The sequence below is a fragment of the Oceaniovalibus sp. ACAM 378 genome, assembly GCF_008085915.1.
Lineage (GTDB): Bacteria > Pseudomonadota > Alphaproteobacteria > Rhodobacterales > Rhodobacteraceae > Oceaniglobus.
Map to the genome: position 1 here is coordinate 67,237 of NZ_VSJK01000017.1, position 25,621 is coordinate 92,857.

At 58.8% G+C, this 25,621-nt stretch carries 25 protein-coding genes and 1 pseudogene; 15 read left to right on the forward strand and 11 right to left on the reverse strand.

What is annotated here, in order from left to right; all coding sequences use genetic code 11:
• Window positions 1-265 precede the first annotated feature (265 nt).
• Window positions 266-574: pseudogene (locus tag FQ320_RS26565) on the forward strand (DDE-type integrase/transposase/recombinase); the annotation flags it as partial.
• A gap of 62 nt (window positions 575-636) precedes the next feature.
• Here FQ320_RS26565 and FQ320_RS19955 read toward each other — a convergent pair.
• Window positions 637-1,772, reverse strand: a protein-coding gene (locus FQ320_RS19955; RefSeq protein WP_148475086.1) for an IS3 family transposase whose coding sequence is annotated in 2 segments (ribosomal slippage) — window positions 637-1,505 and window positions 1,505-1,772 — 1,137 coding nt in all. Because the reading frame shifts where the segments join, the coding sequence is not laid out codon by codon here.
• 24 nt (window positions 1,773-1,796) lie between these two features.
• On the reverse strand, window positions 1,797-2,132 hold the full coding sequence (locus tag FQ320_RS19960) for a hypothetical protein (protein ID WP_187393991.1): 336 nt from the start codon (window positions 2,130-2,132) through the stop codon (window positions 1,797-1,799).
• A 731-nt stretch (window positions 2,133-2,863) separates the two neighbouring features.
• On the opposite strand from FQ320_RS19960, the gene FQ320_RS19965 reads away from it, so the two are divergent.
• The 3 genes from FQ320_RS19965 (at window position 2,864) to FQ320_RS19975 (ending at window position 6,505) form a co-directional block, all read left to right on the forward strand.
• The gene (locus FQ320_RS19965; RefSeq protein ID WP_148475088.1) at window positions 2,864-3,319 is read left to right on the forward strand and encodes a helix-turn-helix domain-containing protein; all 456 of its coding nucleotides are present in this window, start codon (window positions 2,864-2,866) and stop codon (window positions 3,317-3,319) included.
• A 193-nt stretch (window positions 3,320-3,512) separates the two neighbouring features.
• Window positions 3,513-5,459: a hypothetical protein gene (locus tag FQ320_RS19970; RefSeq protein ID WP_148475089.1), complete on the forward strand. Its 1,947-nt coding sequence runs from the start codon at window positions 3,513-3,515 to the stop codon at window positions 5,457-5,459.
• Between the two features lie 458 nt (window positions 5,460-5,917).
• Window positions 5,918-6,505 (forward strand): hypothetical protein, encoded by a 588-nt coding sequence (locus tag FQ320_RS19975; RefSeq protein WP_148475090.1) that lies wholly within the window; start codon window positions 5,918-5,920, stop codon window positions 6,503-6,505.
• Window positions 6,506-6,920: 415 nt separating this feature from the next.
• Here the strand turns inward: FQ320_RS19975 and FQ320_RS19980 are convergent, their stop codons facing one another.
• Window positions 6,921-7,964 carry a tyrosine-type recombinase/integrase gene (locus tag FQ320_RS19980; RefSeq protein ID WP_148475091.1) on the reverse strand — a complete coding sequence of 348 codons (1,044 nt, stop codon included), beginning with the start codon at window positions 7,962-7,964 and terminating at the stop codon, window positions 6,921-6,923.
• A gap of 43 nt (window positions 7,965-8,007) precedes the next feature.
• Here FQ320_RS19980 and FQ320_RS19985 point away from each other — a divergent pair, with 43 nt between their 5' ends.
• The 9 genes from FQ320_RS19985 to FQ320_RS20025 all read left to right on the forward strand — a co-directional run bounded on the left by FQ320_RS19985 (window position 8,008) and on the right by FQ320_RS20025 (window position 16,206).
• Window positions 8,008-8,247 (forward strand): type II toxin-antitoxin system Phd/YefM family antitoxin, encoded by a 240-nt coding sequence (locus FQ320_RS19985; RefSeq protein ID WP_148475092.1) that lies wholly within the window; start codon window positions 8,008-8,010, stop codon window positions 8,245-8,247.
• Complete coding sequence (locus tag FQ320_RS19990) at window positions 8,248-8,616, forward strand: type II toxin-antitoxin system VapC family toxin (protein ID WP_148475093.1); 369 nt, start codon at window positions 8,248-8,250, stop codon at window positions 8,614-8,616.
• 300 nt (window positions 8,617-8,916) lie between these two features.
• Window positions 8,917-9,867, forward strand: a complete 951-nt coding sequence (locus FQ320_RS19995) for a DUF1403 family protein (protein WP_255509633.1) — start codon at window positions 8,917-8,919, stop codon at window positions 9,865-9,867.
• On the forward strand, window positions 9,864-10,469 hold the full coding sequence (locus tag FQ320_RS20000; protein WP_255509634.1) for an SMC-Scp complex subunit ScpB: 606 nt from the start codon (window positions 9,864-9,866) through the stop codon (window positions 10,467-10,469). The genes FQ320_RS19995 and FQ320_RS20000 overlap by 4 nt, the downstream gene beginning before the upstream one ends.
• Before the next feature lie 330 nt (window positions 10,470-10,799).
• Entirely contained in the window at window positions 10,800-12,551 is a 1,752-nt protein-coding gene (locus tag FQ320_RS20005; RefSeq protein WP_148475095.1) for a PQQ-binding-like beta-propeller repeat protein, read from the forward strand.
• Between the two features lie 80 nt (window positions 12,552-12,631).
• Window positions 12,632-13,498, forward strand: a complete 867-nt coding sequence (locus FQ320_RS20010; RefSeq protein ID WP_148475096.1) for an ABC transporter substrate-binding protein — start codon at window positions 12,632-12,634, stop codon at window positions 13,496-13,498.
• Entirely contained in the window at window positions 13,498-14,502 is a 1,005-nt protein-coding gene (locus FQ320_RS20015) for an ABC transporter ATP-binding protein (protein ID WP_148475097.1), read from the forward strand. The genes FQ320_RS20010 and FQ320_RS20015 overlap by 1 nt, the downstream gene beginning before the upstream one ends.
• Complete coding sequence (locus FQ320_RS20020; protein ID WP_148475098.1) at window positions 14,499-15,377, forward strand: ABC transporter permease; 879 nt, start codon at window positions 14,499-14,501, stop codon at window positions 15,375-15,377. Before FQ320_RS20015 ends, FQ320_RS20020 begins: the two co-directional genes overlap by 4 nt.
• Window positions 15,378-15,387: 10 nt before the next feature.
• Window positions 15,388-16,206, forward strand: coding sequence for an ABC transporter substrate-binding protein (locus FQ320_RS20025; protein WP_148475099.1), 819 nt, complete (start codon window positions 15,388-15,390; stop codon window positions 16,204-16,206).
• 6 nt (window positions 16,207-16,212) lie between these two features.
• On the opposite strand, the gene FQ320_RS20030 is transcribed toward FQ320_RS20025, so the two are convergent.
• From FQ320_RS20030 to FQ320_RS20050, 5 genes are all read right to left on the reverse strand, one after another.
• Entirely contained in the window at window positions 16,213-16,818 is a 606-nt protein-coding gene (locus tag FQ320_RS20030) for a hypothetical protein (protein WP_148475100.1), read from the reverse strand.
• 52 nt (window positions 16,819-16,870) lie between these two features.
• On the reverse strand, window positions 16,871-17,392 hold the full coding sequence (locus tag FQ320_RS20035) for a c-type cytochrome (protein WP_187393993.1): 522 nt from the start codon (window positions 17,390-17,392) through the stop codon (window positions 16,871-16,873).
• Between the two features lie 176 nt (window positions 17,393-17,568).
• Window positions 17,569-18,435: an ABC transporter ATP-binding protein gene (locus FQ320_RS20040; protein ID WP_148475102.1), complete on the reverse strand. Its 867-nt coding sequence runs from the start codon at window positions 18,433-18,435 to the stop codon at window positions 17,569-17,571.
• The gene (locus FQ320_RS20045; RefSeq protein WP_148475103.1) at window positions 18,432-19,475 is read right to left on the reverse strand and encodes an ABC transporter substrate-binding protein; all 1,044 of its coding nucleotides are present in this window, start codon (window positions 19,473-19,475) and stop codon (window positions 18,432-18,434) included. Before FQ320_RS20045 ends, FQ320_RS20040 begins: the two co-directional genes overlap by 4 nt.
• Before the next feature lie 58 nt (window positions 19,476-19,533).
• A complete protein-coding gene (locus FQ320_RS20050) occupies window positions 19,534-20,277 on the reverse strand; it encodes an ABC transporter permease (RefSeq protein WP_222861668.1) in 744 nt (247 codons plus the stop codon).
• 442 nt (window positions 20,278-20,719) lie between these two features.
• Between FQ320_RS20050 and FQ320_RS20055 the strand changes: the two genes are divergently transcribed.
• Both FQ320_RS20055 and FQ320_RS20060 read left to right on the forward strand, forming a co-directional pair.
• The gene (locus FQ320_RS20055) at window positions 20,720-22,021 is read left to right on the forward strand and encodes a hypothetical protein (protein ID WP_148475104.1); all 1,302 of its coding nucleotides are present in this window, start codon (window positions 20,720-20,722) and stop codon (window positions 22,019-22,021) included.
• Window positions 22,022-22,606: a sulfotransferase family 2 domain-containing protein gene (locus tag FQ320_RS20060; protein WP_148475105.1), complete on the forward strand. Its 585-nt coding sequence runs from the start codon at window positions 22,022-22,024 to the stop codon at window positions 22,604-22,606.
• A gap of 222 nt (window positions 22,607-22,828) precedes the next feature.
• Here FQ320_RS20060 and FQ320_RS25825 read toward each other — a convergent pair whose 3' ends face one another.
• From FQ320_RS25825 to FQ320_RS20070, 3 genes are read right to left on the reverse strand one after another with little or no spacing between them, the layout of a single operon-like run.
• Window positions 22,829-22,981: a hypothetical protein gene (locus FQ320_RS25825; RefSeq protein ID WP_187393994.1), complete on the reverse strand. Its 153-nt coding sequence runs from the start codon at window positions 22,979-22,981 to the stop codon at window positions 22,829-22,831.
• Window positions 22,978-23,319, reverse strand: coding sequence for a hypothetical protein (locus tag FQ320_RS20065; protein ID WP_148475106.1), 342 nt, complete (start codon window positions 23,317-23,319; stop codon window positions 22,978-22,980). The genes FQ320_RS25825 and FQ320_RS20065 overlap by 4 nt, the downstream gene beginning before the upstream one ends.
• Window positions 23,316-24,908 (reverse strand): GMC oxidoreductase, encoded by a 1,593-nt coding sequence (locus FQ320_RS20070; protein WP_148475107.1) that lies wholly within the window; start codon window positions 24,906-24,908, stop codon window positions 23,316-23,318. The genes FQ320_RS20065 and FQ320_RS20070 overlap by 4 nt, the downstream gene beginning before the upstream one ends.
• Window positions 24,909-25,621 lie beyond the last annotated feature (713 nt).

Sequence of the window (25,621 nt, forward strand, 5' to 3'; positions counted from 1 at the left end):
CGACTGACGAGTGCTAGAGCGCTGAAACCAGACATGGTGAACTCGCATAGCATAATCCACGAAAAATCCAGATAATTAGGCATTGTCAATCGGTTATATAGCGTCGGACAGGTAAATCCTGCGTGCGCTGACCGCTGGGGGCACGACACCAAATATCCCTTGAAGGACTACATGTCTGATCTCAAAGGTACATAGCGCAGCGAAAAAAAGCCTAATTCAGAGCCTCAACCACATCGCGCAGAATCATGTTGGCGACGGTCGATTGGAAGCGATCCGTCTTTGGGTTAACCCCTTCTGGAGGCACTTCGCGGATTGAGTCCAGCGTGACCGACCAGGGCCGAACGACAAGTGGCACCTTGACGAGGTAGTACTCACGATCCGTGGCAAGAAGCACTGGCTCTGGCGCGCAATCGACGCAAATGGCAACGTCCTCGATATCCTCGCGCAAACACGCCGCAACGCTAAGGCAGCAAAGCGGTTTTTCAAAAGGCTGATTGCAAAGTTTGGCCAACCGAGGTTTTTCGTCACCGACAAACTACGCAGCTACATCAACCCTATTAAAGCAGTGGCACCGAGAGGTGGTCCTGCTTTTTCGACCAGCTTTCTGCCGCGATAAGCTATAGCATTGGTTTCATGTCAGGCGGCAGCTTTCAGGTTTAGGTCTTGAGTATCATAGGCCTCTGCCGGGGTCAGCAGGCCATGCGATGAGTGCGGACGTTTCTCATTGTAATAGCTGATCCAGGCGCCGATCCCGCCGCGCGCCTCTGAACCGGTCTCGAAGGCGTTCAGGTAGACGCACTCGGATTTCAGCGACCGCCAGAGGCGTTTGATCAATCGGTTGTCGATCCAGCGACCACGCTCATCCATGGAAATTTTCATCTTGGGGTCGCGCAGCACGGCGGTGAAATCGGTGCTGGTGAATTGCGACCCTTGATCTGAGTTGAAGATCGCCGGTGAACAGTATCGGGCCAAGGCGTCTTTGAATGCCTCGACGCAGACCCCCACATCCATGGTGTTCGAGAGCCGCCAACTCAGGACCTTGCGACTGTGCCAGTCTATGATGGCCACCAAGTAGAGGAACCCTCGCCGCATCGGGATATAGGTGATGTCGGTGCACCAGACCTGATTTGGCCGGGTTATAGGCAAGTCTCCGAGCAGATATGGATATATCTTGTGCGTGGGATGCTTTTTGCTGGTCTTGGGCTCTTGGTAGATCGGGACCAACCGCATCGGCTTCATCAGCCGCCGCACCCGGTGTCGCCCGCATTTGTGGCCTTCTCGTTGCATGTGGCGGGCCATTTGCCGTGACCCGTACCACGGCGTTTCAAGGAATTGCTTGTCAATGATTTCCATGAAGCGCAAATTCTCGGCGCTTTCGCCCCACGGTTGATAGTACAGCGCCGAGCGCGACAGGTAGAGCAGCACGCATTGGAGGCGTACGCTTATATCAGGATGATCCTGCTTCACCGCTTTTTGCCTCCAGTCCCGAGGATAAGACTGGAGGCACTGGCCAAAAAATCTCGTTCCACGACAAGCTGTCCGATTTTGGCGTGAAGTTTTTCCAGCTCTCGATCAGAAACCGACGGCGCAGCTGTCATCTTGCCATCAAACGCGGCGGCCATGTTCTCGATCGCCGCTTTCTTCCAGCCGGTGATCATCGTCGGATGAATGTCGTATTTCTTGGCCAGCTCGGCCGTCGTCAGTTCCTCGCGGATGGCTTCCAAAGCCACCTTCGCCTTGAACTCCGATGTATAGCGCTTGCGTTTCGTCATGTCGGGTCGGTCCTTCATCAGTCGCTAAAGCTTAGCAACTGGTCCGAAATCCTGCGACCACCTCTTAGCCAATGCGGATTTTTGACATGAATGCATCCTTGTGCTGCGCGACTCGATCCGAATGTGGATGTGCTTGTCACCCCAGGAGGTGTAGACATCCACATTATCTTCACCTCCGGAAGCGAAGTACTGGAACGCCATAAGGAGTGGCGTGTTACCGATCAGACCATCGCTCGGCACATCTCCCAAGTCGGGGGCGTGATGGAAGCGATCACTTTGATCTGCCCCCTTATCAGTAGAAGAAGACATTGAATCAATTTTTTCACATTCAATGAGAGCCAGCGCGCTTTTCTTTTTCATAGATTTAAACCCATTCAGTTCTGGTAGGCGATATCGCTGATGCTCAATACGGCACAGGTTGTCTACAGGTAATTTACAAAGATGCCTGAGGAAATTTACCCTCGATCGATGAATGATAGAGTGATCGAAAATCGACACGCGGCAGCACCTAAGCGGGTAATCGCTACAGATTCCAGTATTCACTGCATCGTCAGTGCAGGGGCGTGTCTTGCATATTACTATACCTCAAAGGCACGGCTCAACCATTGTCAGGGGCTGTAACTGTTATACTCAGTGTGTTCGTTCATTCAGTTGCGCCCGAACTAGTACGATCTCGATGAGATATGCTGTCTTGTCGGATATGCTGAGGCGGTGCTTTCTCACGGTTACCTCCAATAACGATCAGGGTAAACTGTAAAAATTACTCTGCTCCGCGCTTCGCACAGTCCTTGTTGCTGCTGGCACCACATGAAAACACCACTACTCAAGTAGTCCGAACGCCCCGCACACATTTCTTGTGCTCTTAAACTAAAATAGTATCAACAAGGTATTTAAATGCGCCGAAGGTCCGAAACCAGCTTGGATTTAGATTTCGATAAACGGTTAAGGCCTTGGCGGTTCAATAGCAGCCTTATTGACAGCCTAATGACGGAGTTTTTACCTACCTGACCAAAGGGTGTGAATGTACTTCTCTTAAATCTCATTTTAAACATCTGCCGATACGTTCTTCTTATTCATTATGGAAGAATTAAATGACTATTTTTTGCGACAGAAATTACGTTTCCGAGACCTCGAACCGGATCGATTCGATCGAATGCCTGCTGACGATCGCCGATGTTTCGGAGCACTTCAGGCTCCGTCCCGCAACGGTACGAAAGTATGTTCGTGATGGTCAGGTCTCTGGCCATCTTGTCGGTCGGGAATACAGATTCAGCTGGGCCAATGTTTGGGCAATTGAAGACGGGCCGCAACCACGGGGAACGCAGCAGCAAGAGCGATATAAGCTACCGCTCATTACAAAAACTGATATCGCTGCGAGCATGGCGATCAGTCTGCGCACGGTCGACCGGTGGATAGCGTCCGGGATGCCCACCCGCAACGTCGGCAATAATGTCCGCCTGAATCCGCGAGATTCACAACATTGGTTGAAAAGCGAGTTCGGTCTTCTTGCACCGCTCTATCCATACCTGACCGACGAGACCATCTGATGCGTTTCTTCGTCACTGCAGCGGTTTGCGCGACAGAGCATATGTCAGCAGGACATTTCCACAAACGTCACCAAACACTAATCGGCGTCATGTTCGGGGTCCTAAGTGTAAAACTTACCGTTGTCGCGTCAGGGTGTGTGTTTCACCGACATCGAGGCCGGCACGGGGCACCCGAGATTTGGAGGGCGCATCCATGACCCACCAACACATTGATCTTGATATCCAGCAGAACCCCGAGAGTTCACTGGGCGATGTTGTTGTCTGGGCTGAACAAGTCGGAGAACCCTACGCAACAATTTGCGAGTTGCGCAAAGTGCCGGCACGCTTGGGCATGATTGACGATGATATTGGACTTATCCCCGCGGATATAGCGTACTTCGAGGAACATATTGCCGCGTCGGGCTACGCCGTCGTTTCAAAAGCCAGAGATCTGAAATCAGCGCGCCTCCGCGGCAACGCGCGCGTCCGTGCGTTGCTCAAACGGTTCCGGGCTTCAATGGAGCCGGACCTGGAAAGGCATCACGACTGGGCCGACTGGGACGAACTGATCGCTTTCGTGCGCGTTCACGAAGGTTTCAAAGAACGGGGGGCAAGGTTCACGACCGGGACGTCGAGAGGTCTGATGATGCTGAGAGCCCGATTTCATGTCGGACCCGGCACCGTAGCGGCCGATGACGTCAACCGTGTTGCAGCAGAACTCAGCTCCGAGAAGCGCAAGTCTTTCGGTCGTGCGCTAAGAACACTGAACCGATTGATTGAGGAGTCTCGAAGCACTCCGGAGATAAGTGCGTTTCTGCTGTCGGCACCGCTCGCAATGCCCGGACCCGTCTCGGCCCGGGAGCGGATCTCTTGGCAGAGCCTGCCCGAGCCGTTCAGACAGGATGCTGAGGCAGCAATGCAGTCTGCGCTTGCGCGCCCGGAAGACCGGCTTGCCGCGGCGCGAGCCGCCATCGCGGCTGGCGAAGATGCGGAGCGCGTTCTGCGGGAGCTTGATGCGGAAGCCGCCGGGCGTCGAAGAGTGCTGCTAAACCGCAAAGCAGCCATCGCCGGTTGGCGGACGGCAATCACTTGGCTTGTGCTCGCGGCAGAGCGCCACGGGCTGCAGCGAGATCAACTGGAAGGTCTCGAGGAACTCTTCACGAGTGAAATCATTGAAACCGCTTGTACAGATCAGATCGCCCGATCGAAGGCGTCTAGGCACCTCAAGGACCCAGATAAAACCCAGACGTTGACATCGCGTCTGGCAGCGCTCGAGACGCTTTCCCGGCACGGCCTGAAACTGGCTCCTCTGGTTGCAATTGTCCAGTTGCAGCGGCGGTTTCATGTTCAATATGTACGCGCCGCCGGAAAATCCATGACAGATGATGCCAAGCGCCTCTGCGATGTGCTGATCCGCCGTCCGCAGATCGCAGCCGCTTTTGTAAATGCTCCCGGAACGATCGCGCGGCGCGCAACCGAGGGAATCGAAACCGGGCGGTCTGAGAAGAATCTAACCCAGGAATTGTCTGGCTTGCGGCTTTACGCGGCTGCGGTCCTGTTTGCCGTGCAAGTGTCACGGCCACTACGAACATCGAATTTAATCAGATTGAGATATCGATCCACCCGAGAAGCGCCGGGTCACATCACCTGGGTTCGGAAACGAACACACGCCGAATTGCGATTCTTCCCAGGAGAGATCAAGAACGACCGGGAGGTAACCGTGCATCTCCTGTCCGATGAAGCAAGAATTCTCTGGACCTGGCTTCATGATTTCCGGCCACGGTATCTCGAACTGCGCGGCCTGAGCGACACGCCATATGTGATACCCGGGGAGGCCCATCCGCGCCTCGTCAAGTCCGGGATGACACTGCCCCAAGGATGTCTTGCTCCGTCGACCATCGCTGAAATCTGGCGGGACGGAGCAGATATCATCGGACTCGACCTGACGCCGCATCAATCCCGACATGCCGTCGCGACGCTGATCCTTGCCATCGAACCGGGAAATTTTGCAAAAGCGGCGGCGGTGCTCGGTGATACCGAAGAAACTGTCCGCAGACATTATGGTCGAGACAGCGGTGCTGAAGCCGCGAAGCAGGTCCGAGCTGCGTTAAAATCTCAACACCCGGGGATTTTCGCAAAGATGAAGCGGCGCGTCTCATGAATGACAGCCGGATTATTGAGTATTTAAACCCGGCATCGCCTGCAGTTCAGAGCGCTATGCTGGCAGATGCGTCGAACCTAGCGCCTGGAGCGGCGGCTGTTGTTGGCCGGTTTTTCACGGAAGTCCGGCGGCGGCGGGAGCCTTTGGATGCGCCAGGCCCGGGGGCTTTCAGTGCCGCTGCGCAGTCTGAATCAACGCTTGCGACGTTGTTGCGTGCGCTCCACAGATATGCACCCAATGTTTCAACTGCGGCGGGACGGGATTTGCGCAAATCCTACTACCGCCGGCGGAGCGGGGCAGGGGGTGTAGCACGCCAAAGCCGAACGCCAGCGGTGCCCCTCAACGCGCCGGATAATTGGCCATCATCTTGGCGTGAAATGTGGCGGAACCTGCGATCTTCAGCGATCCGGGATAGCTCAAAAATGAGGTATCTTGCATCAATCACACGGTGTGCCAACATGCTTCGCTTGCTTGATCTTCCGCCCGGAGTTTCGGGGGATGTTCCCGGATATTTCGTGGCGATCATGCTTGGCGATGCATTTATCGAGACCGGCGTGCGGCCAATAACAGCCTCCGGATACCTTGACGGGCTCGTTGCGCTGATGCGCGCGGGCGATGCAGAAAAACAGACGCTGGATGGACTGCGCGCCGCGCGGGAGCATTTCAAGTCCGTTGGGCGCCGACAGGCAAAGCTGAAGACGGGCAGGATCCGACGTCTCAGGGAGCGGGGTGGTTTTGAGTGTATCATTCAGACAATATGCCAACTTCGAAGCGAAATTGACGATCTTGCTGGCCATGCCGCGCGGACGGAAAAACTTCGACAAACGAACGCAGTATTAATGCTTCTGGTGAATAAGCCAGCGCGGATTGGCGATATCGCCCGATGGCGGCTTGGTCATGAATTGTCTCGGCTCCCGAGCGGTGAGTGGACACTCGACTGGTGCCAAAAAAAACGGAAATCGACACCGGAGCAGGCCTTCTGTGGCGTGAAACATGTGTTCTTCTTGATGAGTTGGTCCTGCGTGGCCGCCCAAAGCGGCTCGTAGGCATCGAATACTACAAGCTTGTCGGCCTGAACTTTTTGACAGGATCCGTGGAGGTGCCTTCTTCTAAATGGGTGAGTAATCTTGTCCGAAAAGCAATCGATGTATCGGCGCACGATTTGCGAACGCTTGCAGCGGATTATTTGCGTCTGCACGATCCAGAAATTGCTGCGGCTACGATTCAAAGCCATCTTGGCCACGGGACACGCGAGGCAGGCGAAGAGTACCGGGCTCTGGCTGACGGGGACGCGGCGTCAGCCTCCTGGCAACGTATCCGCGAAGAGATTGCCGTTCGGGAGAGAAAATCTTGTCCCGAGAAAATGGGGTAGTCCATCCTGCGGGAGCAGTTGATGTCGCATGGCCCGCCCAACAAATGGGGCGCGGCAAGTGGACCGATACCTCGATCGGACCGAGACGATTATAACCCTGCGGCCTTGGTCAGGTTCACGCGGAATCTGTCGCGGCGGCGTTGATAGCGACGGGTCATTTCGGCGCTGGCGTGGCCGAGGTGCTTTTGGATGTAGCGTTCGTCGACCTCAGCGCTGCTGGCGAGACCCGCGCGCAAGCTATGGCCTGAGAACAGGGCGAGGCGGTCCTTTTCCGGTAGCTCCGAACGGATGCCGGCGGCCAGCACGGTCTGTTTGATCAGCCGCGCGACATGTTTGTCGCTGAGGCGGGTCTCGAGCGCCTCTTTGCCATCACGCGAGGTGCGCGTGAACACGGGACCAAAGTCGATTCTGGCAAAATGCAGCCATTGCTCCAGCGCGTGAACGGGGCAAGTTAGATCAGACGAGCCCCGACCGATCTCGACCTCGCGCCAGCCGGTCTTGGCGTTAAGGGTGAGGAGCGCACCCTCGTCGAGGATATCGATCCAGCCGCCGGAGTCGGGCGTGTCGTCCTTGTGAACATCCAGGCTGACAATCTCCGAACGGCGTAACCCGCCTGCATATCCAAGCAGCAGGATCGCACGGTCGCGCAACCCGCGCAGATCGAAACCCAAGGTGGCCGCCATCGCCAGGATGTCATCGCGCAGGATTGCCTCCTTTTGTACCGGCGGCCGCGCGTGTTTGCGTTTGATCCCGGCCAGCACCGTGGCGATGTGACGGTTCTTGCGATCAAGCGCGAAGCCCCGCTGCGTGTAGTTCCAGGCAAGACCTGACAGGCGGCGATCTATGGAAGATACCGACAGGGGTCGGGACGCCGACTGCGACGGGGCCTTGCCTCCCGGTGCAGCCAGGTCTGCCAGGTAAAGCCCGATCATCTCGGACGAGGGGGGCAGTGGGTCTGCACCCTGCAGTCGGCACCAGCGCGTAAAATGCGCCCAGTCTGTGGCGTAGGCCTTCAGCGTGTTCTCGGATGCCGATTGTTCGGCGTAGTCTCGGGCTGTCTCGATCAGCCGATCAAGCGTGCCAGAACCGGCAACGGAGGTGGGAAGGGTGATCTGATCTCTTGTGTCATTCATGATGGTGACCTACATGTTGGTCAGAGCTAAAAGGAAGACGCCCATGCAGATCGCCATCGCAGAAGCCAAGGCCCAGTTTGCCGAGTTGATCCGTCGGGCAGAGGCGGGGGAGGCGATTGAGCTGACCCGGTACGGGCGTCCCGTCGCGCGGATTGTGGCTGCGAGCCGCCCCGTCGGGCGGCCGTTGATCGGCGCCCTGGAGGGCAAGTTCGCGCTGCCGGATGACATGTTTGAAGGCGACGAGGAAATCGCCGAGATGTTCGAGCAGAGCGCCGGGCATTAAGTGCGGGTTCTGCTCGACACCCATGTGCTGCTCTGGGCGGTCCTGAACGATCCGCGCCTCACGGCAGCGCAGGCGCAGGCAATCTCCGAAGGTGAAGTTTACCTGTCGTCGGCGAGCGTCTGGGAGATCGGGATCAAGCGCGCCATCGGCAAGCTCGACGTGCCGGACGATCTGTTCGAGATCGCGGCCGATGCGGGCTGTCGGCCCTTGCCAATCTCGTGGACCCATGCGGAAGCTGCGGCAGCGTTGCCGTTGCACCACACCGATCCATTCGACCGGATGCTGGTCGCGCAGGCCCGGTGCGAGGGGTTGCGCCTTGCGAGTTCCGATACGAAGCTCGGGGCCTATGACGTCGATCTCCTCGGCTGACGGCCCCAGTCTCATAAACCGCGACTCAGAACCGGTCCGTTTCGTGGCCCGTGACCGCGTCAGGACGAGTCCAGAGATTGAGCTAAAGCCTTGTCCATGAATTAAACAAGAACTTGCGCGACGAGAGGGCCGATTTCGGGCGAGTCCGAGGTTGAAATATGAACTTTGAGCCATGTCACGCATCATATCTTTTCACGTCCGATAAGGCAAGATTATGGGACGTGAAAAAGTTTCTCGGGATGCGGCGGCTCGGGTGATATTGCATGGCCATAAGCGCCGTTCGGATCTATGGTTCTGCGCATGAATCACCGGTCGCCATCCCCCAAACCAGATCTTCCCGGACCTATTTTACCCAAGTGGATCATGCAGGGGGCCGCTGCGCAAGATATTGACAATGCGTGTTTCTCATCTGGATCAGCCCTGGCTTTGCTGCATGTCGCCCTGCACGATCCTGACTTGGCCGTTCCTGCGGATCTGCTGCGTTCGCGGCTGACCCTGCGTGCGGCAATGAATTGTTGCAAGATTGAGGGCAGGAGCCGGACAGAGGCCGAGCTGCGCGATGCCTGTCTGCTGACTGTGCCGGGGGATGCCATGGGTCCGGATGGCGACATGTTGGCATTTTGGCGCGCCGGTATCCGTGTCAGACTGGGAAACCGCGACTGGCAGACCCGGATTACGACGCTGGTGCCCGAGAATCTTCACGAGATCATCGGCGAGGCTCTTGATCTGTCGGTGAGCGGGGCAGGCGGGCCGGTTGCCAAATCCTATGGGGTTTTGACCCGGATCCTCGCGGTGGCCCCACGTCACGAGGCGGTCGCCCTGCTCTGCGCCGACGCGGTGCTGAGCCATGCGCTTGGCTGGAGCCGTCCGATGCCTTTGCTCGCGCTCCATCTCAAACGATCCGACATGCGCCAGATCGCGGCAGGAGAAGACGCCCGCATCGCCGTTCATCTGGCGGCGGCGCATGCGGCGCAAGACATCGTTCGCCTCTCCTATGATCTGGCGCGGCGGGCCGGTCATCTGAAGGCTGTCGCGACCAAGCTTCGCTCCAAAGGCTCGGACGATGCGATCCGACTGTTTCTGACGGAGGACGCGGTGTTGCCATCCGTGATGTTGTCGCCAAAAATTCACGGCTCTGACACGTCGATGACCGGCCGGTCGGCACGGCGGCTTTGTGACCGCCTGGTCGAACTCGGTGCGGTGCGCGAGCTGACCGGACGCAAAATGTTTCGCCTCTATGGGGTGGCATGATGGGATCGCTGGGCAAGCAAGAGAAAGCAAAAGCGGAAGCGCTGGATCTTGAGCTTGACGACATGCCGAACGAACTGCGCTGGCGGGAATGGATGAACCGCATCGAAGCCGTTCTATTCGCAAGTGGCACACCGGTGAATCGTGACATTCTTCTTCGGGTGGTCGGGCAAAAGGCCAATATCGACTTGCTGATCGAAGACATTCAGGCCGATCTGAAAGACAAACCCTATGCGGTTGTGTCCGTCGCGGGCGGCTGGATGTTCCGGTCGCGGCCGCAATACGCGCCGGTCATCAGGGCCGCCGCGGACATCGGCGCGCAGCAACATAATTTCTCGAAAGAGGAAATGGCTGTGCTGTGTGCCGTCGCCTATCATCAACCGATCGACAGGGCAGGGCTTGCCGATATCTTTGGCAAAGAGACCAACCGTGATCTGCTCGCGCGGCTGCGCCATAAGAATTTGATCGCCAACGGACCGAAAAGCCCGCGCCCCGGCGCACCGCATACGTTTGTGACGACAGCAGATTTTCTGGCGGTTTTTGGTTTGGAGTCCTTGCGTGATCTGCCAGAACTGCAAACCGATCCCTCTGACGCCGCAGGGTGAACGCCGGGTCTTGCGCCGTGTCTGCTATGTTTGCTTCCTCGTCACATCCCGGCAAGGCGCGTATCTTTATCCATTGTCGGCGGGGCGCGCAGGGCAGATCGACCTGCTTTTCAGCATGAAAGGGCAGCGGCGTGAACGGCAACCAAAGGCGCTGAACCGAGATTGTCCCCGCAGGGTGCCAGATTCGATGGTGGGTGTTGACGGCTCGCGCTGCACTGGCCTAGGTTCAATCTTACTAGCGTAAGATTCCGCGGCCCGCACGAATCCTCTAGCTTATCTTCCGTCAGGCCCAAGCGCTAGTTACCTCTGGAACTGGGCAGGAGATTTACCATGAGTATTCTGAAGCTTCCGGCGATTTTTGCGATTGCCGCATCATCGGTATCGCTGTTGGCGATGCAAGCCGCCGTCGCCCAAGACAACCCAATCGACAAGGTTTCGACGGTCACCGACGAGATGCTGTTGAACCCGCCGGACGGCGACTGGTTGATGTGGCGTCGCACCTATAACGGTTGGGGCTACAGCCCGCTTGACCAGATCAACAAGGAGAACGTCGGCGATCTCAAGCTGGCCTGGGCTTGGGCAATGACACCGGGGGGGCGCACACAGGAAACCCCGCTGGTACATGACGGGATCATATATATCCAGAACTCCACCCACCTGATTCAGGCACTCGACGGCGCGACCGGCGATCTGATCTGGGAGTATCAATATGCTCTGCCCGATGAGGTAAGCCCGAACGGAGAGCGCAACAAGGCGATCTATGGGGACACCCTGATCCTCGCGACCCGTGACGCGCATATCATCGCGCTCGACACCAAGACCGGCAAACTGGTCTGGGATCAGCAGGTCGCCGATTTCCAGAAGGGCTGGGGCTATACCAGCGGACCGATTGTGGCCAATGGCGTCATCATCCAGGGCATGACCAGCTGCGGCAACGGTCAGCCCGGCGGCTGCTTCATCACCGGCCATGACGCGAATACCGGCGAGGAATTGTGGCGGGTACATACCATCGCCCGAGGCGATACGCCTGAGGGCAACAGCTGGAACGGCATCCCGCTGGAGAGCCGGCACGGTGGGTCGGCCTGGCTCAGCGGCTCTTACGATCCCGATCAGAACCTGATCTTCACCGGCGTTGGTCAGCCCTATCCCTGGCCCGCCGTGATGAACGGCCTGCTTCCCAAAAGTTCGGACCCCGACGTTACCAACGAGGCGCTTTATACCAACTCCACCCTCGCCATCGAGCCGAAGAGCGGCGAACTGAAGTGGTATCACCAGTACCTCGCGACCGACACGCTTGATCTGGACTATGTCTATGAGCGGATGCTCATCGACCTGCCGGTCAACGGTGAAGAGCGCAAGATGGTGGTGACGACCGGCAAGATCGGCATCATCGAGGCAATCGACCGGGTCAACGGCGATTGGCTCTGGTCGAAAGAGACAGTGCCGCAGAACGTGGTGCTTTCGATTGATCCGGTGACCGGCGAAAAGACGATCAATCCCGAGACGATCCCGGAAATCGGCAAGACCACCTTCAACTGCCCTGCCGACCCGGGCGGGCGCGCCTGGCAGGCCACGGCCTATAGCCCGCGCACCAAGGCGCTCTATTTGCCGACGGTGGAGTTCTGCTCGAACACCTCGGTGAACCCGCTTGATCCGGGAACGATCTATACCGGTGGTGGCCGGGCGACCTTTGATCGGGTTCCGGTTGCGGACAGCGACGGCAACATCGGCCAGGTCCGTGCAGTCAGCATGGAAGACCAGTCGGATATGTGGATGTACCGGCAGCGTGCGCCGATCACCAGTTCGACCTTGCCGACCGCTGGCGGCGTTGTGTTTGTCGGCACTCTTGACCGCAAATTCATGGCCTTCGACGACGAAACCGGCGACGTGCTGTGGACCAGTGGCAAGCTGAGCAATTCGCTCGAATCCTTCCCGGTCACCTATACTGCCAACGGCAAGCAATACGTTGCGATTGTGGCGAACTGGGCCTCTGGCCTTGGCCGTCTGCAATCCCTGACGCCGGAAGTGAAACTTCCGCCGAACAACCCGGCGGCTCTGTACGTTTTCGCGCTTCCCGATTGATCGGCTGAGCACATCCCGAAACCTTGCCCGGGTGGAACTGGAGATTTCCAGTCCACCCGGTGCGTTTGGGAGGTTGGATCTTGCCCTTTTCTTTCGCGCTGCGGCGTCTGGCTGGTCCGCTTCTGGCTTTGGCGCTGACCGCTCTGCTGGCCCCGCTGTTGCCCGCGCCGGCATCGGCTCAGGAGCCGGAATTCTTCGATATCCCCTATGCCTATGGTCAATGGACCTTTGGTCGGCGGTTGGATGAATCGCAGCTGCGTTATTGCGTTGATCGCCGTGACCCCGCCTGGGAGGCGGACGCAGCCATCGCCGACGCCATCGCCGAGGCTTTGCTGCTTGAACCGCAGCGATATGTGGTCGAAAGCGGGATCATCATCGAGGACATTACGAAAGTTTATGGGATCCTGCTGGAGCATTGTGACGTTCACATGGGCTTCAAGCTGATCCCCAGTGGTTATGCCGCCTGGGCCTCGCTGACGCGCCCCTATTACGAGACGCAATATGTCTTCGTCTCGGCAGATCCCGATATCCACTCGCTTGCCGATCTGGCGCCCCCGGGTCCGATTGGCGCGACGAGCGGGACTTCGGCGCATCTCCGGCTGATCTCCTATCTCATGGCGTTGCCCGCGGAAAAGCGCTGGCCGACCTTTCCCATGGGCACCAACGACATCGCTCTTGAGTCGCTTCTCAACGGCACGGTCGATGTCGCCCTTGTCTGGGCCCCAAGCCTTTGGGCGAAACAGCGTGCAGATCCGGCCTTTGCCGACCTGCACGTGATCGACCCGACGCCCCTGCCGCCGACCACCCTTGGTGTGGGCGCGCTGATGCTTTCCAACGAAACCTTCTTGCGCACCGCCATCGACGAGGCGATCGCCGCGCTGATTCAGGACGGGACCATTGCCGAAATCCTTGCAAAATACGGCTTCCCGGCCGAGGCCAGACCTTGATGCCAAACGCTTTGAATTCTGAACCGGCGATCCGGATCGACAACATATCCAAACGCTATGGGCGGACCCTGGCGCTGGACGGCATCAGCTTTGATATCCGCAACAAGGAGCTGTTCGCGCTGCTGGGCCCGAATGGCGCTGGCAAGACGACGCTGCTGCATATCCTGTGTACCCTCCTGCGCCCTGACAGCGGCGTTGCGCAGATCCGCGGCTTTGACGTGGTCAAACAACCGCTTGCCGCCCGCCGCCTGCTTGGCATCGTCTTTCAGGAGCCGAGCCTTGATGACCGGCTGACCGTCCGCGAGAATCTCAATCTGCATGGGTTGGTCTTCGGGGTGCCGCGCAAGCTGCGACGCCAGCGCATCGAGGAAATGCTGGATCTGGTGGAGCTGACCGACTGGGCCGACAAGACGGCGCGAACGCTTTCGTCGGGCATGAAACGCCGGTTGGAAATCGCCCGCGCCATGATCCATGATTCCGAGATCATGCTGCTGGACGAGCCCACGGTCGGGCTGGACGCCCAGACCCGCGAGCGTATCTGGACCTATATTCGCCGCCTCCAGCGCGAGCGGCAGATCACCGTGCTGGTGACCACCCATTACATCGAAGAGGTTGAGGGCTGTGACCGGGTGTGCATCGTCGATCAGGGCAAGGTTCTGGCGCTCGACACGCCCGAGGCCCTGAAACGCGATCACGGCCAACAACTGCTGCGCATCGTCCCCAAAGACGCTGAGGTCCGTCAGGACATCCTGACGCGCTTTGGGGATCGTCTGGCGGGGGATCCGGGGAAGGCGGGCGACACCATCCTGCTCACCTCGGACGATGCTTTCGTCGAGCTGATGCTCGCTGATTTCGGCAACCGCATCCGCTCGCTTGCCGTCGAAGTCCCGAGCCTTGAGACAGTGTTCCTGACGCTGACCGGCCGGGAGATCCGCGACCATGACGCTGGCGCGCGCGAACGCACACTCGCCTTCGGCAAGCGCGGAGGAGAACACACCCGATGACCGACCCCGACTGCGATATTGGCCCCGATACTGGCCCCACCTCCAGAGCGCCCGCGACCCGCCGCTCACCGTTCTTTATCCAGCTCGGCGGTCTTTATGGCATCTGGCTGCGCGAGGTGAAACGCGCCATCCGTGACCGTGGGCAACTTGTCGGCGGCATCAGCCGTCCCATTCTGTGGGTGCTGATCCTTGGCATCGGCCTTAATCCCTATTTTCGCGGCGAGGTTTACGGCGAGGTGACCTTTGTCGTGCCGTTCACCTATCTGCAGTTCATCTTTCCCGCCGTCGTGGCGCTCAACGTGATGTATACCTCGGTTCAGTCGGCAATATCGGTCATCTGGGACCGCGAGTTCGGCTTTCTGCGCGAGGTTCTCGTCTCGCCCATGTCACGGGGCATGGTGCTGCTGGGCAAGGTGCTGGGCGGGGCTACGGTGGCGATGGCGCATGGCTGCCTTGTGCTTTTGCTGGCCCGCTTTGCCGATGTGCCGTTGACCTGGCTTGCGGTGTTGAAGGCCCTTGGCCTGATGGCCATGCTGGCCTTCGCGCTGACCTCGCTCGGTGTGGTGATCGCCAACCGCATCCGCAGCTTTGAGGGGTTCGGTGTCTTTTCCAACGCTGTCATCCTGCCGCTGTATTTCACCTCCAGTTCGATCTTTCCGCTCGACCCGGCCCTGTCCCGGTCACAGACCCGCGTCGTCTATCCCGAATGGCTGGTCACGATCGTTGAATACAATCCGTTGACCTATGCGGTGGATTCGCTGCGGGGTGTGCTGATCAACTACAACCAGTTCGATCCACGTCTCGGCATCGCGATCATGGCGATTGCCGGGGTGGTGCTGTTCACGATCGCGCTGTTCGATTTCCGCAAGGCGTGAGGGGGTCGATATGTTCACGCTGCGGCGACTGACGCGCGACCTTGGTGGCCTTGTCGTTGTCGTGGTCCTGATGCTGCTGATCACGTTCCTGCCGCCCGATACCTCGCTGCGTGAGGTCGAGGCGAACCGCGCCCTCCGCGCCTGTGTTCCGACAAGCTATCCGCTGCTGGTCACCGGCGACCCCGACCAGCCGGGGATCGATATCGAGCTTCTGCGCGCCGTGGCCGGATATATCGGCGTCGATCTGTTGCTCAGCCCCATCGATGCCATGGGCCGCGACTTTAACCCGCGCAACTGGGCGATCAACCGGGCCAAGTGTCAGGTGCTTGCCGGGGGGGTCGTGGATTCACCGCTCACCCGGTCGTTTCTCGATACCGGCCCGGCCTATGCCGAAACCGGCTGGATGATCGTGGCACCGGCCCCGCTGGAGGATATCCAGGGTCTTACCCTTGGCGCGCTGACCATGATCTCCGGTCTCGACCGCATCGGCCTCTCAAGCTTCCTGCGCGGTCAGGACGTCACGATCCGCGTGGTGCGCAACAGTCAGGATTTCGTCGATGGGATCGCGGGGGGTGCGCTTGCCGGTGGTGTCACCGAGGCGCTGCTGGCTGGCAAGCTGGCCGCGGAACATGACTGGTGGGTCGCCACCATGCCTGATGAGCTTGGCCGCTATAACGTGGTGTTTGGTCTCTGGAAGGGTGACATCACGTTGAAACGCAAGATCGTTCAGGCGTTTCACCAGTTTGAATCCGATGGCACGCTGGCGGCGATCCTCGAACGTTACGGGGTGGTGCCGATGGGGCAGGGCGCCCCGATCCCTGCCCTGTGATGGTCTTCACGCGCCAAGGATAAGCGGCGCCAGAACCGCGTAGGCCGGAGCAAGAAGCGGGCGCACCACGCCAGCCGCGATCGCCAACAGCAGCCCCAGGGCAAGAATTCCCTGAACCTGCGATGAAACACGCAGGCCGAACGCCTTGAGAAACATCCCGCCCGCAAGCGGCGGAATCGGGACAAGACCAAGCAGCGCCACCCAGATCGACAGGCTGCCAGCCGTCCTGAGAAAGGCCGCTGTCGTCAGCGCAGCGGTGTGCGGCAGCGTGGTCAGGGCCGGTTTGATCAGCGCCGTGAACAGTGCCGCAGTGACCAGCAAGCCGACAAACCCCGCCAGAATGACCAGCACAATGCCGATCCGACCGATGCGCAACTTCCGGATCTCGACAGGGACCGGCTTGGTCCAGCCCAGACCAAAGATGATCAGGCCGATCGCGCCGAGCAGATCGATGTGACCGCCCGGCAGAAGGGTCAGGCGGCCATCGTATTTCGGCCCCTTGTCGCCCAGCAAGACCGCCACCCCTGCGATGATGCCACCATGGATCCCGGCAATGATCAAAAGCGCCAGGGCGCGAAAGCCAAGCATCTGCAGGGTGATATCCGGCAGCATCAGGGGCCTGATCCGGCAAGATGCCTGCCGCCGCCCGCCTGCCGGTTCAGGATCACTTCTCCATGATCAGATAATCGAGCGCCTCGGCGTCCGAAGGCAGTGGCGCCCCCGGCTGATAGCCGTTCCGCTTGAGGATATAGGCCATCAGGTCGGCATAGGTGCTCTCGGAATAACGCCCCGGTGAATTGGGCGGCATCAATGAGGACATGAACAAAAACATCGTCGAAGCGGTATTTCCGTCGCCGAACTTTTCTTCGAAAGCGAGACCGCGCAGGGGCGGTCCCCCGTTCAGCCCGCCGCCAAGATCCTTTCCGTGGCAATCCACACACTCTTTGTCATACTGTTTCTGGCCGCGATCAGCCTGCTCGGCTGTGTAGGAAACCGGCATCTCGTCGGGAACCACTTCGGCTTGGACAAGCTGGATATGGCTGGTTTCGGCAGTCACGGCAGCGGCCCCTGTCGGCAGGTAGGTTTCGGCGCCAGCCATCGAGGCCGAGGGGATCAGCCAGGCGCCGGCGACAAGCCCCAGGGCCAGCGCGCGGCGCGCTGCGGGGCGGTGAATGGTGGGGTACATTGGATTTCTCCCATTACAGGCTGCGCGCCACCGGGGCCAAGCGGTCTGGCGCCTGCGGTCGCAGCGAAAACACGTATGCCTTGCAGCGAAGCCGACAAGGAAGTCGATTGCAAGGACCATTTTCATTGTCGGCTGCCGGTCTTCCATGGCACCCGCTGAACCCGTGACGAACCCGCTTACCGTCCCCGCGGTGGCACGAGGTCACGGCCAAAGAATTCCGAGGCTGGGTCTGACACCACCAGTTCGCGCATCCGATCCGACAAATAGCTGCGCAACTCGACATACCGGGGTTCGGCGCGGGCATCATAGGTCCATCTCGGCCGCTCGAGTTCGACATCGAAAGATTCGATCACCCGCGCCGGACGCGGGCTCAGCAGCATGATGCGGTCGGCCAGAATGATCGCCTCGTCGACGCTGTGGGTGACGAACAGAACCACCGGCCGGCGGACCGTCCAGATTCGCATCAGTTCGATCTGCATCAACTCGCGGGTGTGCGCATCGATGCTTGCGAAAGGTTCATCCATCAAAAGGATACCCGGCTCGGTTGCCAGCGCCCGGGCCAGCGCGACGCGCTGTTTCATACCCCCCGAAAGCTCGCCCGGATAGGCGTGGCGGAACGTACTCAGCCCGACAAGCTCAAGGTGGTGGTCCGCGCGTTCGCGCCGTTCAGCCCGTGTGAGCGGCATGCTTTTCAGCCCGAATTCGACGTTATCCTGAACATTGGCCCAGGGGATCAACCGGAAATTCTGGAACACGAAGCCGATATCGGGGCCGGGTTTCGGCGGGGCGCCAAACACCTCGACGCGCCCGGTATCACCCTGGAGCAGGCCGTCGACGATCCTCAGGATCGTGGTCTTGCCGCAGCCAGACGGCCCCAGAAGCGCCACGAATGTCGCCGGTTCGACGGTGAACGAAAGATCCCGGATCGCCGGGACCGCGGCCCGCCTGCCAGCGGTGGTGAATGTCCTGCTAACGTTGTCGAACAGGATGGCCGGCGAAGCGTCTGACGCCCCGCCGGTGCTGTTGCCGCGCGGTCCCGTCATCTGGAGGGCTGGTCCACTCCCGGAGCGGTGCCGAGATCGGTCAACACCTCGTCGATCACCGAAAAGTCGACCCAGTCGTCAAGCGCCACCGGGGTGAGATCCTTGAAATCCTCGGTCTGATAGATCCAGTCCTGAGTGTATTGCAGCTCCTCGCGGTTGATGCCGCCGTTGATGCTCCAGCCGCCATCAAAGCTCTTGGCCAGCATCTGCATCTCTTCGGGCGTCAGGTTTCCGCGATAGGATGCCATGGCATCCGCCCAGGCGTCGGAATCCGCGGCGAAGTCACGGGAGATATTCACCAGCGCGCGGACCACGGCCACCACCTCGTCGCGCCGGTTGGCCAGCACCTCGGCAGGCACCACGTTGACCTTGTTCACGACCGGCGCGGCTGCGTAATAGGCGCTCTGCGGGATCAGCACAGACAATCCGATCTGGTCGGGGCCGGATTTGTCCGGGATCGACAGCCACACGCCGATCGACATCGTGGTCGCGTCAACCTGACCTGCGGCCAGCGCCTGTGCCCGCACCGCGGGCTGGCCCAGCGTGACCACGTCCAGCGTTTCTATATCGACGCCTTCGCTGGCCAGCACCTTCGCGCTCAGCGAATGATCGAGACTGCCGATGCGCCCGATGCCAAAGCTGTGGCCGACGAGATCCGCAGGGCTGGCGATGTCGGATCTGGCGGCAATCAGGAACGGCAGCGACTTGTTGGGAGAGGTCACGGCGCGCAGCGTATCGGTGCCACGGGCCACCAGTTGCAGAACCCCGTCGACCGAGGCATTGGCCATCTCGCCCTCGCCCGCCAGAAGCGCGGCCAGCGCCGAAGGGGTCTGCTGCACCCGGACCAGCTCGACGTCCACGCCCTCACGCTCGAAATAGCCAAGCTCGAGAGCGAGATCCATCACCGAGTTGGGAACCAGAGGCGGTTCCAGATGGGTCAGTATGAGGCGGAAGGGCTCTGCCGCCGCCATGTTGGCCGAGACCAGCATCGCACCCGAGATCGCTGACAGCAGCACTGTCAATCGCTTGGTTCGCTTCATTCCTCAGTCCTCCTTCTGATTGGTTGGCCGGGCCCGGTCGGCAAGTCGGCCATATGGTTCAAGTTGCGCCGCGCCAGCGGACAAGGCGCGCTTCGACGTGGCGCAGTGCTTCGGTGACCACCACGCCGATGATCGCCAGACAGATCACGACGACAAAATACTCGGCCATGCGGAAACTGTTGCCGTAAATGGCAAGCAGCCCTCCCAGCCCGCTTACCGCAGTATAGAGTTCAGCGACCACCGTGTTAATGAGCCCGATCGCCGCCCCAAGGCGCATGCCGGTCACAACGAACGGCGCCGCGTTCGGCAGCACGATGCTGAGAAAGATCCGCCGCTGGCTGGCCCCGGCCGAGCGGGCCATTTCGACAAGCTCTTCGTCGACAGCCATCACGCCGGAATAGGTGTTGATCAGGATCGGCAGCAGCGTGCCCAGAAAGATGATGAAGATCTTTGCGTCGGCGCCCAACCCCAGAATGACGATTATCAGCGGAATGAAAGCGACACGCGGTGTCGCCGACAAAGCGAAAACATAGACTTCAAGCGTCTTGCCCAACACCCGGAAACCGCCCATCAGCACCCCGAGAGGGATGGCGCAGATCACCGCCAGCGCATAGCCGGAAAGATAGACGGTAAGCGAAGCACGAAAGGCGCTCTGGAGCCGACCCTCGGCAATCAACCGCTGTGCGGCCTCGAATGTGGCAAGCGGTGTCGGCACGATATTTCGCCCGAACTGATCGGCCGCAACCACCCAGAGCACCATCAGCAGCGCCAGGAACCCTATTCGGTAAACCCCGATCATCATCTTCCCACTCCTGCTCCCGAACCCGCGCACCCTGCAAACGCCCTGAAAATCCTGCGGACCCGCGCCCGGACAGAATTGCGACCGCACGCGCGACTCAGTTACCTCGACGTCACTGTATCGACTTTTGTGCCGGGCGCACTTCGTCCTTGCACCGACGCCGGGACGCCAGTGATTGCGTCTGCGCGGGGGATATCACCGCAAACTGGTGATTGTTCTCGGGGTGGCGCCCATGCTTTTTGTGAAGGTGGAGCACCACGATTGTACCCTGTTCCGAATGTTTCCCACAACCGATCTCGCCATGAAAATCACAGATGATTAAGGGTCTGTGGGATCATCCGGGATGGAGCAAATGGGCGAATGCGACTTGTAGCCAGTCGCTTGACCTGCAACGAGACGCTTCAATAATGGCAGGTGAGACCCAAACCGAAAGAACGGCCAAAGAATGAACCCACTGAACGAAGAGCAACAGGTTCATGCGTTTTTGAGCCTTGTGCAAGACTGCAATGCGATTGTTTCCGACATCGGCACAAAGTCGTTCCAAAGGCAGATTGCCAACACCCGGACCTTTAGCGTTGTGTCCCCGGTGTCGGGGCGATCAGTGCCGCTGCACGCCAATTATGTTCTGCCGCGCGCAGGGGTGATCTATTACTTTCGGGATGAGACCGACTTTTGCCTGCTGTCGTCCTGTCTGCACAAGGGACACCCGATCACTGCCGCTGTGATCGCAGGCAAGGTGCTGCCCTTTGCGAAACCGGATCTTCGCAACAAGACGCTGGAAGATCTTGCGCTGAAGATCCTGGCGGATCCGCCATCAGACATCCGGCCGGTGACAGACAGGGACCGATCCAGACTGATCCTGGGCGATCCGAATTTCGCACATTTTCTTTGGAATGAATTCCCAACCCTGGATGAGGTGTCGCACAGCGGCGCGGCGGTGGATGTCACTGTGCTGTTCGACCCATTCGGCATTACCGGGCGCGCAGATACGCCTGCCGGCTGGACAAGCGAAGACCGGATCGAAGCGTTGAGAGGCTGGCACCCACAGCCTGTTTTCATGGGCACATCGCATTTCTGCCCGGCCGCCGCCCGATCACGCCTGCTGAATCTGATTGGTTGCAGCCCCGACCCGGCAAGCGGCCCCCCCCGGATATACCTTAGCCTGCGTCCGTCGGGACGAACGCTGGAGCATCAGGAAGCGTTTCTCATCCGGCTTATCACAGAGTTTCGCAGCCGGTATCCGGGCGTGACGTTCGTTCTGGATGGTTTCAGTTTTCCGCAAGATTTTCATCGGCCGCTCTACCAGAGCCACCGCCGGTCCTTTGAGAAGCGCGCCGCAGATGTGGCAAAGAATGTTCAAACAATCATCGCCGCCCTGCCGTCGCCCTATAACGACATCACCGATATCACCGGTCTTAAGCTGGTCGAGGCTTTAAAGGTTATCGCCGGATGTCATTATTACGTCACTCATTCCGGCACCCATCAACACAAGATCGCATGGCTGTTCAATCGCCCGGGATTTATGCATGGCAACACACATGAAACCAAGCCAGTTTCCACGCGCTGGATCGCGCGGCAAGTAGGCGACACGCAATCGCCCGCCACGCCCGCAGCCGAGAATATCGATGATCTGGACGTACAGGACATGCCAAGGGATGTGCCCCGCAACAAGCGATACAGATTTCGCGACATGCCGCTTGTCTGTCAGAATATTCTGGATGATTTTGCCAGACAAACGGAGGTCTAGATGCCGGTATTCTTCAAGGACCAGGAGGCGGTGTTGTATATCCACGTGCCGAAAACCGGTGGCTCCTCTGTCGAGGCCATATTCATCGCCAGCGGCTTTGAACACTATTTTCTGCATACAAGATTTTCCGCCATGACGAAAACGATGAAATGCCCGCCGCAACATTATCACGCCGCACTTTTACAGGCCTGTTTCAATCCGCAGAAATTCGACCTGACCTTTATTACTGTGCGCCACCCCGTGGCGCGGATCACCAGCGAATATAAGATGCGCAACCCCGACGGCACCTTGCCCGACGCCTGGATCGAAACCATGCTGGAACGGTATGCAGGCAATCCGTATCTGCTCGACAACCATATTCGACCGCAGGCCGAATTTCTGGTTCAGGGCGCCCGGATCTTCCGACAGGAAGACGGGTTTGATTCAGCCTGGGTGGCGACGATGAACGACGTGCTGCAGACACCTCTGGTGGACAGCCCGGTGCGCCGCTTGCAATCGAAAACAGCGGATCTGCAGCCCAGCCCGGCCACCACCCGTCTGATCGAGGAATTCTACCGAAAAGACATGGACGCCTTTGGATACTGACTGCCCCGGATTGGGTAAGCGATGGGATGGATGCCCTCCCGGGCGGCATCGACTGTGCCAAGGTAGATCTTGGTCACACTATCCGGCCGATTCCGCCTGCATGGATCAAGATGCCGGACACACGACCGCACCTGATCACATGCCCAAACGTGGCAAAGAATTGCTTGCATCCATGGCAGCGTCCACACACGTCCAAGGCATGGTTCGCGTAAAAAACGTCGCCTAGCGCAGGTCTTTACCACGCCCTGAAATCGCAACGGCCAGGCCGATAAGGATAGACAGAGCGGTTACGGTAAAGAAACTTGCCGGCACCAGAAAGCGGGTCGCAAGCGAAATCAACGCAATGATCGCGACAATGCGCAGCAACCGGTTCATGCACCCACCCAGGGTTCGACATCCAGCGCCGCCAGCGTGCAAAGCCGAGCTTCGGTATCGCTGATAAGCCAGCCGTCAACAGATACCATCCTGCCGGATGCAAAATCCGCCCGCACGATGGCTTGCCAGCCAGTGACCGTGTCCGGCTGAGTTAATCCAGCCAAAAGCATCCCTCGATGAGCAGGCAAAGCATTGTGGGTAATGAGCCATTTGCCAACTTCCTCGGCACTGGTCAGGGTGTGGCTGGCGGCCCGGCCCGGAGCAGCCAAAGCCCCGAATGAAAGCGCAGCCAGTCCTGACATGAGATCACGTCGGCTGATCTTGCTCGTTCCGCTCATGGCTGGCCCGCTTTGTGCAGTTGCTTGAGATGATCGGCAAGCCGGATGGAAAATGCAACGATTGACAGGGTCGGCTGGGCGAAGCTGCTTGTCCTGAAGACCGAGCTGCTTGCGACAAAGAGGTTCGCCACACCATGCACACGGCAATTGCGATCCACGACACCGGTCTTCGGGGTTTCTGACATGCGCGTCGTGCTGCAAGCATGTTTGCCCAATCCAAAACTTCCGGGCCAGTCATAATCGTCGCGAAGAGCCTCTGTCCAGACCCGGCCCAGACCCATGCGGCCAATCTCCTGGGCCATAAGCTCTGTCGCCCGTTTCACCGTATTCAGATCCTGCTCGGTCAATTTCCAGTCCATACCGATCCGGCGTTGACCCAAACGGTCCTGCTCATCGACCAAGCGAACCCGACTGTCAGGGTTCGGAACGCATTCGATATTAAGCCAGGGAGCGAGCCAGGAGCGATCGATAAGCGCGCCTTTATCGGTAACCACATCGTAGACTTTATTCGTCATCCCATCGAGATCACTGAAAATATTCATGACATGGGAGGATAGATAGGGCGGGAAATCACCCTTTTTAAGCGAACGGACAATTGTCTGGGCGGATCGGTACCCAGGGCTGTTGGACGTTTGCATAAAATAGAACGTGAAACCGCCGATGGATTCACGGCGACGCAGATCGTTCGATGACGCTACGGTTCCCCAGAACCCACCGACGTCCAGGTAGGTTGGCCCTTCATAGAGCTTGAAGCGATCAACTTTCTGGTCGGGCCAGATCCACAAGGCCGGCCTGATGCCGACATGGTCGGTAAAGTAACGCCCCACCTGATCCTGCGCGTTGCCCAAGCCTTGCGGAATGACACGATCCGACAACAGCAGGAGACGCGCAACCTCTATGCCACCCTGCGCAAGAACATAGCTTTTCGCCCGAACGCGGAACCGCGGGCCGTCGATACAGACGACACGCAAACCGGTAACTTCCGAGGCCGTTTCATTGGTCTCGATTTCCAATACATTCGCATATAATACGACTGAAATATTGGCAGCACGTTCCAGGTCCTGTTCGTATTCAATTCCGAAAGGGGTTGGCGGACTGGAGCAGGAGACAGTATTTTCAAAGATATCCGGATTCCAGTCTACCGGTTGCCCTTCGATTTTCCTGGCCCAATACGAAAAATCGAAAGGTCGGTCTTCCTGTATCTGAACATAGGGCGCCGCTAAGTCGTAATAAGGTGCGATGTCATCATAGGAAATTGGCCAGCCAGAGCCCGGCATCCAGTCTCTTTCCTCGAAATCGACCGGTGTCAGACGCATGCAATTTCCAGCCCAGTGATTGCTCGACCCGCCAAGAAACCGAAGCCGCGCCTGATCCAGGGGTTCATAGGGACGACCCAGATTGGGGCCAGCATAGAGATCCTGGGTTTCGTCCTCGAGGTAGGTGCCGCCGCTTTCAAGAAGCAGGATTTTCAGCCCGGACGCTTTCGCAAGTTCGAGCGCCGCTGTAATGCCGGCAGGTCCTGCTCCAACAATGCAAATATCTGCTTCGAGAACAGCGCCATCAGTCAGACCTTTTGCGTTTAAAATCATTTAACTAAGCGGTTTGGCAGTAAAAATTTCATTGGTATGATCAGAGCGTACCATACAGAGAGTATTATTGTTACCACTTTGAGGTGTTTGTCGCAACTATGCGTTGTTTGGGGGAGATCTGAGCGGCCCAGTCTATGGGCGGAGCGGGCGCGAAATCTGCACTGGGCCGGTCACCATCTCTCCGTCGCAAAAAACTACGCACCCGGGGGACGGCGTCATGGGACGAGGGAATTCGTTACAAAAGGATACTCAGATCAAGGATGTAACAGGGCACCTCTATATAACACCTAAGAAGGCCTCTTGAGGACACAGTTGCGTTGACCATTCACGGTCGCGCTGTCCTTTGCCAGGTCACCATTTAGGCGGCCCGTCCAAGCCGTACAGCACCGCACGGCCTACAACGCGCCCTCGCTCGGTCAGCAGGTCCCGGACATCGGCGTAAGAGATAAGCCTGATCCGGCGACCACGTCCGAACGGAATCCAGATATCCTCAAAGTCTGTCACAGCCCGTGGGGGTGTCTCATGATGCCGCCGGGTGCACATTGCGTCCGCCGTCTGGCGCGTGACAAAACATGGGACCGATGGCTTGAAGGTGTTCTCATCGGCCATGCTTATCCAAGCTTTCAAGTTGTATCCTCCCATGTTAGTACGCAGCCGAATTACTGATGAGCTATTTTGTAACCACTACGAATATCAGTGCCTTACCGTATTCG